The sequence below is a fragment of the Levilactobacillus tujiorum genome (genome assembly GCF_012641185.1).
Classification (GTDB): domain Bacteria; phylum Bacillota; class Bacilli; order Lactobacillales; family Lactobacillaceae; genus Levilactobacillus; species Levilactobacillus tujiorum.
The window spans coordinates 20,837-32,655 of record NZ_JAAXLK010000029.1 but is presented as its reverse complement, the minus strand read 5'-3'; the positions used below and the strand labels follow the sequence as shown (position 1 = coordinate 32,655).

Below are 11,819 nucleotides of genomic sequence, written 5' to 3'. Positions count from 1 at the left end.
GATTCATTATTATAATAATGATCGGATTCAAGGTAAGCTTGGGTATTTATCACCACGTGACTTTGAGCTAGCACAAGCAGCATAAAACGTTCCAACTTTTGGGGTACACGTCAGTTTTCGTGGCTCCAAATCGAGCGAGAAGACGGGTGGTTTTCCAGTCTGAAGCGTCCCCCACAGCAGGCGAAATTTCTGGCAGCCGGAGTGCGACCAATTTAGCCTAATTTAACAGTGGGAATTCCTATCGGTACGGGTATAAGGTGGGAATTTCGTCAGTCAACTTCTAAGGACATGATGAACAGGTTGAACGATTGGTAGGTCGACGTTTGTCCCGGCTGGTAACGATGAGTTTTAGGTATTCTTAACCAGAAGCTATGCTATAATATAACCATTCGATTGCCGTTTACGGACGGTGGACTTGGAGCGAATAAAACGTATGCGAAAGTTAAAATATTTAGATTACTGGCTGTTTGTGCCATATTTAGTTTTGAGTATCTTTGGAATTGTTATGGTCTACTCGGCCAGCGCTGATATTGGCGCACAAAACGGGGGAAGCCCACGGAGTTACTTAGTTAAGCAATTGATGTTTGTCATCTTGGGGTTAGCGATCTATACCTTCATGGTGTTGATGAACCTCAATAAATTGCGTGATAAAAAAGTCTTAAAATATGCTAGTATTTTAGCCGTGTGCTCACTGCTCTTTCTGTTAGTGGTGGGAAAGACGATCAATGGGGCTGCTGGTTGGATTCGCTTGGGACCGATCAGCATTCAACCCGCGGAATTTGTGAAATTTTATCTGATTGTGTGGTTGGCCCACGTGATTGATCGCCGGCAAGATGCAATTGCACTTGAAGGCTGGTGGGCAGTGATGCTCCGACCGGTAATTATTAGTGCCGGCATGGTTGGCCTGATTTTGATTCAGCCCGACCTCGGGGGCGCGACGATCAACGCCAGCATTGTATTTGTGTTGCTGCTATCGAGTGGTTTCAACTGGAAACGCGCCATCACTTATTTTCTGGCTGCCATACTCTTTGTTGTCGGCGTTGTTTTTCCACTAGCGATTAAAGTCTCAGAGCTGAGCTTTGCTAAGAATAATTATCAGCTGCAACGGGTGGTAGCGTTTGTAGACCCGTTCAAGCACTCACAAGGCGTCGGCCAACAGCTGGTCAATTCCTATTATGCGCTGAGTAATGGTGGTGTTTTCGGTGTGGGCTGGGGAAATAGTATCCAGAAGACGGGATATTTGCCAGAACCCAACACCGATTTTATCATGGCAATCTTAGCGGAAGAACTGGGGTTGATTACGGCACTGGCAGTGATTAGTCTGCTCTTTTTGATTATTACCCGAACAGTCCTAGTGGGCATTCGGAGCAATTCGAGCTATCACGCGCTGATCTGCTACGGCGCAGCGACGTATCTGACGGTTCAAACGCTATTCAATTTAGGTGGTGTGCTCGGGCTGCTCCCAATCACTGGGGTGACCTTTCCCTTCATTAGTTATGGGGGGTCAAGTACGTGGACACTAGCCCTGGTAATGGGTGTCGTCATGAATATTAGCGCTCGGCAAAAGCATTACCGGGCGACGCATTGAGTGAGGAGGAACGACCAATGGCATTTGAGATACAACCGCGTCAAAGCTTAATTGTGTACACGTATAGTTTGAAACAAACGCGGCAGCTGAAACGTTATGGCACGGTGATGTACGTGTCGAAAAAGATGCGGTACGTGGTACTATACGTTAACCGTGACGAGGTCGCCACCTTAACGGATCAATTGAATCATTTACGATTCGTCAAACGGGTGGTCGCCTCACAACGACCAGCGATTAACGAAACTTTTAACGGAGTCGCCGAAGAAATGGCGGCGGCAAAGGATGATGATGAATGAGAATTGTAGCAGGTGATTTTGGTGGCCGGCGGTTAAAGGCGGTACCAGGAATGGCGACGCGGCCCACAACGGACAAGGTCAAGGAAGCACTGTTTAATATTATTGGCCCTTACTTTGATGGCGGTCGCAGCCTGGATCTGTTTGCGGGGTCTGGTGGCCTGAGTATTGAGGCCGTTTCGCGTGGTATTGAGCAGGCGGTGTTGATTGACAAACAGTATGCAGCGATTAAAACGATTAAGGACAATATTGCGGTGACCAAGGCGCCCGAGCGGTTCGTCGTCTTGAAGCGGGACGCTAACCGCGCGCTTAAGGAATTGGGTGAACAGGGACAGTCGTTTGATTTAGTCTTTTTCGACCCACCGTATGCGTTGCAAAAAATCGCGGATCAAATGGCGGTTTTACGGGAGTTGAACCTCCTGACCGATCATGCTCGGATTGTCTGCGAGACCGATCAACAGGCCCAGCTTCCCGATGAACTACCGGGTTTTAGGTTGCTGGAACGCCGCGACTATGGCATTACAGAATTGACGATCTACGCAGTGGGAAGTGACGACGAATGACAATTGCAGTTTTTCCGGGAAGCTTTGACCCCTTAACGAATGGCCATTTGGATCTGATTGAGCGGGCTAGTCGGATGTTTGACCAGCTCATCGTCGCCGTTGGTCAGAATACCGCGAAACGCGGCGTTTTTACGGCAAGCGAACGAGTGGCATTCATTGAGACAGAAATTGCGGACTTAGATAACGTGTCCGTTCAAGTAGAGACTGGCCTGACGGTTGACTTCATGCGTTCGGTCCACGCGACGGTCTTGGTTCGCGGACTGAGAAATAGTACGGACTTTGAGTTTGAACAGGGAATTGCCGGGATGAACCGGACGTTAGCCGCTGAGATGGACACGGTGTGTTTGATGGCGGCACCTAAGTATCAGTTTGTGTCGTCGAGTCTGCTCAAAGAGGTCGCACAATTTGGGGGCGATCTGACATCGTTAGTCCCACCGGCGGTTGCCGCGGGGCTACGTGATCGATTGGAGCGTGAATAGCGCATGTGGAAATTAACGCGGCATCAGTGGTGGCAGGTCATTGGCACCGCAATCGCTGCATTGGCAGTGCTAGCGTTTTTCTTCTTACCGCTTCCCCGATATATTGAAGGTCCGGGTGAGGCCGATAATCTGAAAACGTTCGTGAAGATGCCGGGCCATCCGGATCGCCATAGTGGTAAATATATGATTACCTCGGTTGCGCTGGCTCAGGCCCGACCAGCGACCTACTTATATGCCAAGCTGAACTCATATTACAGTGTCGAAAGCATTGATGCAGTTACGGGGGGCGCTAGCAATGCGACGTATGACAAGGTGCAGGATTTCTATATGCAGAGTGCCATTAATGAATCCATTTACACCGCCTACAAGGCTGCCCACAAGTCGGTAACCCGTCGGTATTTGGGGATCTACGTGTTGAGCGTGGACGATAAGTCGCCCTTTGCCGGCAAACTCCGAGTTGGCGATACGGTGACTAAGGTTAACGGCCGTCACTTTAATTCGATGGTCGGGTATCAGCACTATATCCAGCAGCAAAAGGTCGGGGCGAAAACCACCATTACCTATCAACATAATGGTAAAACGCAGTCGGCAACGGCTAAGCTCATGCAATTACCGACTAAAAAGGCCGGGATTGGCATTACGTTGACCGATAACGTTAAGGTGCAAGCAAAACCTAAAGTCTCGGTAGATGCTGGCGACATTGGCGGTCCATCCGGTGGTCTGATGTTTAGTCTGCAGATTTATACCCAGGTTACGGGGCAGAATCTGCGTCATGGCAAGAAGATTGCCGGAACGGGAACGATTGATGCCAACGGGGATGTTGGTGAGATTGGCGGGATTGATAAAAAAATCATCGCTGCCAAGCGGGCTGGTGCGACGGTCTTCTTTGCGCCGTATGTTAAACCCACCAAGCTACTCTTGAAGTATGAAGAGCAACATCAAACAAACTATCAACTAGCTAAGGCAACGGCTAAAAAGTATGCCCCTAATATGAAAGTTGTACCGGTTGAGTCGTTTGATGATGCAGTTCACTATTTAAAAACACATTAGCTTAAATGGAGCGTGGGTTGAAGGGCGATTCGTTAGCGAACAGTAATCCTGACTGGGGATGATTTGACTAGCGGGTTAAGCGCCCCTTCCGCGTTTCGGCCATCTCTATTGGGCATGCAAGGAGAGTCTGGGAATTTTTCCTGGACTCTTTTTTTGAAAAGAAAAAAATTCCACCCGCGATTACGGAGTTAAGGATAAGGGAGGAATTAACAATGCAAAGAATAAGTGAATGGTGGCTGGGATTGTCTCGTCAGCGACAAGTCGTGCTGGGAGGCGTGAGTGTGCTGCTCCTAAGCGTCGTGTTTGGTGGCTGGTTATTGTGGGGTCAACGTCCCGCCAAGGCCCTGCCGGCTACAGTCCCACAGGAGCAGACGCAGCAGTCGAGTCACGCGACCAGTAAGGCCACAACTGAAGTGAGCGGTACACCGCATCAAGTGAGCAGCCATGATACGCGGGTATTTGTGGATGTTCAGGGGGCGGTGGCTCATCCGGGGTTGTATCAATTTTCCGCAGAGATGCGGGTTGCTGATGCCATTAAAGCGGCAGGTGGGTTAACGGGGAAGGCTGATCGCAAACAGATTAATCTGGCGAGTCGACTGACTGATCAACAGCAGTTACAGATACCGCTAAAGGGTGAGACGGTACAACGCGCGGGCAATCAGCAAGCCTCGTCCTCGGCAAATGGGGCGGGCAATCAGAGCGCAGCCAAAGCAGATGGTAAGGCGGCGACCGTGGTTAATTTGAACACCGCCACCGTAAGTGATTTACAACAACTCACGGGAATCGGCGAGAAAAAAGCCCAAAAGATTGTGGATTATCGCACGGCGCATGGGTCATTTCAGACGGTTAAAGATTTAACTCAAGTGCCGGGATTTGGAGAGAAGACCGTTGAGAATTTGCAAGATCAACTGACAACGTAGGGTCGTGGGTTAGCCCACCGCTAGTTAAATTAAGAGTGATGGTGTAAGCTAATGGTTATTGATAGAAGTAGCAAACGGATCGTCATTAAATGGTAAAAGAAATGGGGACTTATGATGCAAAGACAACGAATTCCTTGGGATCAATATTTTATGTTACAGGCGCTGGTCATCTCGACACGGAGCACGTGTAATCGGCTGTCCGTCGGGGCAACACTGGTTCGGGACAAGCGAATCATTGCGGCGGGCTATAATGGGTCAGTATCGGGTGACGCGCACTGTCTAGATGAGGGATGTTATCTAGTGGATGGTCATTGTGTGCGGACCATTCATGCGGAAATGAATGCAATTTTACAATGTGCTAAGTTTGGTGAAGCGACGGACGGTGCTGAAATTTACGTGACGGACTTTCCTTGCCTGCAATGTACCAAGATGTTGTTACAAGCGGGTATTCGTAAGATTACTTATATGCGAAATTACCATAATGACCCGTACGCGCAGAAGCTGATTGCCTTGAAGCACGTTGAGCTCAACCAGGTAACGGTTGATCCCACGTTGCTCGCACAACTGCCCTTTGACCAACCTAAGCAGGATTAGTGGCTAATCACTGGCTATTTGTCGCCTTCATCGCGGCGGCGGTGAGTGTAATTGGCGGTGGTCATCCGATGGCGGGAAGCCTACTGCTGGTGGTCATCTTTAGCCGGGTGTTGACGCTACGTCACCGGCCTACTCTGGTAATCGGATTAGTGGTTATGATGGCCTTCGGTGGCTTACTAGTGTGGCGTCAGCAGGATACTCAACGCCGGCAGGTCTCGATGTTTCAGCCCACGGTGGTAACGTTGACGGTTAACTTCCAACCGGATGAATTGGTCTTTCGGGGGGCCAGTTATTACTTTATCGGTAAAAATGCGCAGAATGGCGAAGCGCTCACGGTTAGTGGGTGGGCCCGATCAGCCGCGGAATTACGCCAATTAAAGCAGTTGCGCCGGGCACAGACTTGGCAAATTAAAGGCCAACAGATTGGCATCATGGCTGCAACCAATTTTAATCAATTCGACGCGGCGCGCTATTGGGCGAATCGTGGGGTGACCAAGTCAGTCAAAGTAGATCAGGTGCTTCAGCGGCGTCATCAGAAGGTAGCCCTCGGTCACTGGGCGAGTCAGTGGTGGCACCGGCAACGCACACGCTTGATTCGCTATTGTGATCGTTTACCAGGGGCGCTGCGGGTGTATGCGCTAGGTCTTCTGCCAGGAGTACGGGCGGCCGAAGCTACGCAGGAACTGCAGGGTATGCGGCAATTGGGCTTGCTGCATCTTTTTTCAATTTCTGGCCTGCACGTTGCCTTAATTTTAACGGTGGTTGAGTGGCTGTGTGTTCAGCTGCGTTTACAACGGGAGCACTGGGAATGGGGCCTCTTGTTGGGGTTGCCAGGCTACTTTATTTTAGCCGGTGGCGGTAGTGGTGTGCTACGGGCGTGCTTGATGCGCGGGATCCAACTCGGTGGGCGAAAGGTAAGCGTGACTATTTCGGCGTTGGATGCTTGGTCCGGTGCGTTGCTGGTCGGATTATGGCTTAATCCGGGGATGCTGTTTGAACTAGGAAGCCAACTGAGCTACGGCCTTTCGTTAGGCTTGGTTCTGCTAGCACGGGAGTCTGGGGCCTGGCGTCAGTTAGGATTAACGTTATTAGGCTTGCCGAGTTTGCTTAATGGTATTTTTCAGTGGCACCTGCTGACGGTATTGGCCAATGTGGTGTTGGTGCCATTATTTCCCATTGTCATGCTACCGCTGACTTTAATTGGCGCGGTGAGCTGGCCGTGGGTGCCGATGGTCGGTCAGTGGTGTGCGGGGCTTTTGGGTGGGCTAGATGCCATGCTGAATCGCTTGGCTGAACTTCCCGGTAACGTTAGCTTTGGGAAACCTTGGTGGTGGGTGTGTTGGCTGTGGGTTGCGCTGAGTTGGTGGCTCTTCAGTCGACCGGTGAGGCAGCGGCGTCACTGGTTGATCGGGTTACTAGTAAGTTATGGTGTGATGTACGGCCTCATTCATCTGCCCCTCCACGGTGAAGTCGCGTATTTTGATGTCGGGCAAGGGGATAGTATTCTTTTGCGGGAACCGTTCAATCGACGAATTGCGATGATTGACACGGGTGGCCGATTGGCTTTTCCCCTGCCTAAATGGGTACCACCAACGCCAACGACTTATAGTGCGAGTCGGACATCCTTGAATTATCTGCGCAGCCTGGGCATTGATCACGTGGATGATCTCTATTTGACGCATCATGATGCGGATCATATTGGCGATTTACCGGCGTTTCTGCATGAGTTACGGGTCAAACGCCTGCTAGTTCCGGCTGGCATGGAACGTGAACCGGGGTGGCGTCATTTACTAGCGGATAGTCGGTACCCGGTGGCGGTTCAGCCCATTCAAGTGGGGAGTGCCGTTCCGTTGGTCGTACGGCATCCCTACGAGGCGGCACCGGCAGAAAATGCCAATTCATTAGCGCTCCAGGGTGACTTCGGGGGCTTGAATTTTCTATTCATGGGCGACCTTGATCAAGCTGGGGAACAGAAAATCATAACCGAGCACCCACAGTTACGAACGGACGTGTTAAAATTAGGACATCACGGTAGTAAGACGGCAAGTGCACCGGCCTTTATTGCGCAGTTACGGCCGCGATGGGCAATTATTTCTGCAGGGCGGCGTAATCGCTACGGACACCCCCACGCGGAGACTTTGGCGACCTTGCGATCAACGCAGGTTCCAGCGGTAAGTACCCAGACTAGCGGGATGATTCGCTATGTGTACACGGGGACCCACGGGTTCTGGCAGACTAAAATTAAAGGGGCACAGGATTCTTGACGATTAATGAACTTTTAAACACGTTAGCGACTGGTGGCCAACTGGCACCCGTTTATTTGATTATGGGCCAGGCGGATTATTTACAGCGTCGGTTAAAGGCTGCGTTTAAGGCAGTTGTACCGGCTGAAGAACAGACTATGAACTTTGCCAGCTATGATATGGACACGGTGCCGTTAGCGGTGGCCCTGGACGATGCCATGGCGGCACCATTCTTTGGCGAACGACGCGTCGTTTGTATTGATAACCCGCAATTCTTGACGGGAGAGACGAAGAAGCAAAAGGTAGAACATGATGTGGGCAGTTTACAAACGTATCTGACGGCACCAATGGAGAGTACGGCCTTAGTCTTCTTTGCACCATACGAGAAGCTAGATGGTCGAAAAAAAGTGACTAAAGAATTGAAGAAAGTGGCAACGACCGTTGATATTGGTCATTTTTCCGAGCGCGATGTCCGGCAATTTGTGACCACGCAACTGAAACGGGATGGCTACACGATGGAAGGGCCCGCATTAAATGAGTTGATTCAACGGACTGATGCGGACCTGACGTTGATGATGGCCGAGTTGCCGAAGCTGGAGTTATTTACCTACCCTAAAAAGAGTATTGCCGCGGACGCTGTGAATGGCCTGGTAGCCCAGACGTTGACGCAAAACGTTTTTGATCTGGTTAACCAGGTCTTGGCGAAGGATACGGCCAAAGCGGTGACGTTGTACCGAGAACTCTTGTTGGCTAAAGAGGAACCGTTGAAGATTAATGCCATATTGCAGGGGCAGTTTCGGTTGTTGATTCAAACCAAGGTGTTGGCTAAGCAGGGGTACAGTCAGGGTAAATTAGCCAGCTTGCTCAAGGTGCACCCGTACCGGATCAAACTGGCCCTACAGTCGCAGCGCCGGTTTAGGTTAACGGATCTCAATCAGGCCTATTTGGGACTATTTCGGGTGGAGAAGCAGATGAAGTCAACGTCGATGGAACCGGAAATGTTGTTTTCATTGTTTATGACGCAGTTCGCAAACGGCCAATCAGCTTAAATCATACAAAAAAGGGGATCGGCCAAATGGTCGATCCCCTGATTGCATCATCTAATCGTTTTTGATTAATTGATTACTTAGCTAAACGTGCAGCCATCCGTGACTTGTCACGGGAAGCCTTGTTTTTCTTGATCAAGCCCTTAGAAGCGGCGTGGTCAACAGCAGCACTAGCTAAACGGTATAATTCTTCCGCGTTGTCGGCACCGGCCGTCTTAGCTTCTTCAAAACGCTTAACGGCAGTCCGCATAGTGCTTAATTGTGCTGAGTTACGTTCGTTGGCCTTAACGTTAGTCTTGGCACGTTCGATTGCTGATTTGATAATTGGCATGAAAATTTCACCTCCGAATGAGAATTCCTGTACCGGAAATCTTAATTTCAACGTATGTAATTATACAGAACCCAACGACCGAATGCAATACTTTCGCGCGATAAATGTAAAGCAATATTACTTGATAGGTAATCTTGAAGAAAAACTTGCTATTTGGTCAGGATTTAAGTATGATTAATAACTGTGCAAAAGCACAAACCCTTAACTTAGTTGGCTCGACAACCACCGTCGACTTACTCAGTTTAGGGCAATTATATGAAGGGTGGTACATTTACCATGGCTATTAGTCCAGAAAAGAAGAACGAAATCATCAAGCAATACGCACGTCACGAAGGCGACACGGGTTCTACTGAAGTCCAAGTTGCTGTTTTGACTGCTGACATCAACGAAATCAACGTGCACATGCAAAAGCACCGTAAGGATTTCCATTCACAACGTGGTTTGATGAAGAAGATTGGTCACCGTCGTAACCTTTTGGCTTACTTACGGAAGACCGACGTTCAACGTTACCGTGAATTAATCAAGAGCTTAGGCTTGCGTCGTTAATTCGCCGCACCTACGAGTCCATTTCCCACTGGGAGATGGACTTTTTTTGCGTGGCATGTCTTCATAGTTCAGTAATTGCCTAAAGTATGGTAGACTGGAGAAAGTTTAATCATGGACGAATCTAGGTAGCGATACCTATAAGAAAAGACTGGTCGGTTGTGATCAGTGATTAACTTAAAAACTAGTAAAGATACTTGAGGTGAACTTATGAGTGCGAAGATAAAGATTATACCGTTCGGCGGTGTCCGCGAGAACGGAAAGAACATGTATGCCGTTGATGTTAATGGCAGTATTTATATTTTAGATTGTGGGTTGAAGTACCCGGAAAATGAGTTGTTGGGGATCGATGTTGTGATTCCTGACTGGAGTTACTTACGAGAAAATAAGGATCGGATCGTGGCGGTCTTCTTAACCCACGGCCATGCTGATGCAATTGGCGCGTTACCTTACTTCTTGAGTGAGTTTAACGTCCCAGTTTTTGGGTCCGAAATGACGATTGCGTTAGCCAAGTTGAACGTGGCTGATGAACCTAAAGTGAAGAACTATGATGATTTTCACGTCGTAGATGAAAAGACGGAAATTGACTTTGGCGACGTGGTCGTTTCCTTCTTCTCGACCACCCATTCGATTCCAGAATCACTTGGGATTGACTTGAAGACGGATGAAGGTCAAATCGTCTATACGGGTGACTTTAAGTTTGATCAAACGGCCAAGCCGGGTTATCAAACGGATTATGCACGGTTAGGGGCGATCGGTCAGGCTGGCGTTTTGGCGGTACTGAGTGACTCAGCCAATGCTGAAAATCCCAATATGAATGCTTCCGAGCAAGCCATTGCGGAGTCAATTGAAGAAACGTTCAACTATCGGAATGGGCGCGTCGTTGTCGCCTGTGTCGCCTCTAACATTCTGCGTATTCAACAAGTCTTCGATGCCGCTGCCAAGACAGGGCGCAAGGTTTGTTTAACGGGGCAGGACTTAGAGAAGATTGTGAACACGGCGATGAAATTAGGTAAGTTATCATTTGATGACGACCTATTAGTTACTCCTGAACAGTTGGATAGCCTAGAACCTGCCGAAACGGTTATTTTACAGACGGGTAAAATGGGTGAGCCGATTAAGTCTATTCAACGGATGGCTAACAAGCAGGAGAAGAAACTTAATATTCAAGAGGGCGACCTCGTTTACATTGCGACGACCCCCTCCCATGCGATGGATACCACGGTGGCGCAGACGCGTGATATGGTCTACCGTGCCGGTGGCGAAGTCAAAGCCATTTCTGATGAGATGAATTCATCCGGCCACGCTTACAAACGTGATCTACAATTAATGTTGAACCTGTTAAAGCCGACGTACTTGGTTCCTATTCAGGGTGAATACCGGTTGCTAAACGCCCATGCGAATGCCGCGATGGAATTAGGCATGCCAGCTGACCATATCTTCATCCTGGCTAAAGGGGATGTTCTGACCTACGCTAAGGGCACGATGGGCCTTGGTGAGGGAATCGATGTCAGTGATACCATGATCGATGGGATTGGTGTCGGTGATATTGGAAACATCGTCTTACGGGATCGGAAGGTCTTGGCGGATGATGGGATCTTTATTGCGGTCGTAACCATTGATCGGAAGAAAAAACAAATCGTGGCTGATCCTAAGATCACGTCCCGCGGGTTTGTTTACGTTAAGGCGAATAAAGACTTGATGCAGGAAAGCGGTCAGATTATTCGTAAGGCCGTGCAGAACAACTTGGACAACAAGGAGTTCGATTGGGGCCATTTGAAGCAGGATGTACGTGAACACCTGAGTCATTACCTGTTTGAGCAAACGCACAGACGTCCCGTGATCTTACCGGTTATCATGGAAGTCAACCAGCATCATCGCCGCTCCAGTAGCAAGGACAAGGCGACGACTGGCAAGGCCCATGCTAAGGACACCAAGGCCGTAAGCAAGCCGAAGGGGAAGGCCAAAGCCAAACCTAAAGCTAAGGCGGCAAGTAAGTCCAAGTCGGCCGCGGATGGCCAATCGGCAAATAAACCTCGTCGTAATCGCAAGCGGCGTCCACGGGCTAAGAAACCCGTCGCAGATAAGAAAGACTAATTGAAATGAAGCGGACCGAGGCCAATTTAGACGTCGGTCCGTTTTGATTCAAAAATGGTGATAAGGGGGGAC

At 49.4% G+C, this 11,819-nt stretch carries 13 protein-coding genes; 12 read left to right on the top strand and 1 reads right to left on the bottom strand.

Features of this window, described 5'->3' with window-relative positions; translation table 11 throughout:
• The first annotated feature begins 1 nt into the window (after window position 1).
• The 10 genes from HF569_RS12700 (at window position 2) to holA (ending at window position 8,779) form a co-directional block, all read left to right on the top strand.
• Complete coding sequence (locus tag HF569_RS12700; protein ID WP_408610785.1) at window positions 2-85, top strand: IS3 family transposase; 84 nt, start codon at window positions 2-4, stop codon at window positions 83-85.
• Between the two features lie 348 nt (window positions 86-433).
• Window positions 434-1,588, top strand: a complete 1,155-nt coding sequence (locus tag HF569_RS11560) for an FtsW/RodA/SpoVE family cell cycle protein (protein WP_168902537.1) — start codon at window positions 434-436, stop codon at window positions 1,586-1,588.
• 17 nt (window positions 1,589-1,605) lie between these two features.
• Window positions 1,606-1,884 (top strand): YlbG family protein, encoded by a 279-nt coding sequence (locus tag HF569_RS11555; protein WP_168850145.1) that lies wholly within the window; start codon window positions 1,606-1,608, stop codon window positions 1,882-1,884.
• Complete coding sequence (gene rsmD / locus HF569_RS11550; RefSeq protein ID WP_168902536.1) at window positions 1,881-2,444, top strand: 16S rRNA (guanine(966)-N(2))-methyltransferase RsmD; 564 nt, start codon at window positions 1,881-1,883, stop codon at window positions 2,442-2,444. The genes HF569_RS11555 and rsmD overlap by 4 nt, the downstream gene beginning before the upstream one ends.
• Entirely contained in the window at window positions 2,441-2,923 is a 483-nt protein-coding gene (coaD, locus tag HF569_RS11545) for a pantetheine-phosphate adenylyltransferase (RefSeq protein WP_168902535.1), read from the top strand. Before rsmD ends, coaD begins: the two co-directional genes overlap by 4 nt.
• Window positions 2,924-2,926: 3 nt before the next feature.
• The gene (locus HF569_RS11540) at window positions 2,927-3,973 is read left to right on the top strand and encodes a SepM family pheromone-processing serine protease (RefSeq protein ID WP_168902534.1); all 1,047 of its coding nucleotides are present in this window, start codon (window positions 2,927-2,929) and stop codon (window positions 3,971-3,973) included.
• Window positions 3,974-4,185: 212 nt separating this feature from the next.
• Window positions 4,186-4,893: a helix-hairpin-helix domain-containing protein gene (locus tag HF569_RS11535; RefSeq protein ID WP_168902533.1), complete on the top strand. Its 708-nt coding sequence runs from the start codon at window positions 4,186-4,188 to the stop codon at window positions 4,891-4,893.
• A 114-nt stretch (window positions 4,894-5,007) separates the two neighbouring features.
• Entirely contained in the window at window positions 5,008-5,487 is a 480-nt protein-coding gene (locus HF569_RS11530; RefSeq protein WP_168902532.1) for a ComE operon protein 2, read from the top strand.
• Window positions 5,487-7,751: a DNA internalization-related competence protein ComEC/Rec2 gene (locus tag HF569_RS11525; protein ID WP_332870979.1), complete on the top strand. Its 2,265-nt coding sequence runs from the start codon at window positions 5,487-5,489 to the stop codon at window positions 7,749-7,751. Before HF569_RS11530 ends, HF569_RS11525 begins: the two co-directional genes overlap by 1 nt.
• Window positions 7,748-8,779 carry a DNA polymerase III subunit delta gene (gene holA / locus HF569_RS11520; protein ID WP_168902531.1) on the top strand — a complete coding sequence of 344 codons (1,032 nt, stop codon included), beginning with the start codon at window positions 7,748-7,750 and terminating at the stop codon, window positions 8,777-8,779. The genes HF569_RS11525 and holA overlap by 4 nt, the downstream gene beginning before the upstream one ends.
• Window positions 8,780-8,852: 73 nt before the next feature.
• On the opposite strand, the gene rpsT is transcribed toward holA, so the two are convergent.
• A complete protein-coding gene (rpsT, locus tag HF569_RS11515) occupies window positions 8,853-9,107 on the bottom strand; it encodes a 30S ribosomal protein S20 (protein ID WP_056990141.1) in 255 nt (84 codons plus the stop codon).
• 276 nt (window positions 9,108-9,383) lie between these two features.
• Between rpsT and rpsO the strand changes: the two genes are divergently transcribed.
• Window positions 9,384-9,653, top strand: coding sequence for a 30S ribosomal protein S15 (rpsO, locus tag HF569_RS11510; RefSeq protein WP_168848973.1), 270 nt, complete (start codon window positions 9,384-9,386; stop codon window positions 9,651-9,653).
• A gap of 207 nt (window positions 9,654-9,860) precedes the next feature.
• Window positions 9,861-11,747, top strand: coding sequence for a ribonuclease J (locus HF569_RS11505; RefSeq protein ID WP_168902530.1), 1,887 nt, complete (start codon window positions 9,861-9,863; stop codon window positions 11,745-11,747).
• Window positions 11,748-11,819 lie beyond the last annotated feature (72 nt).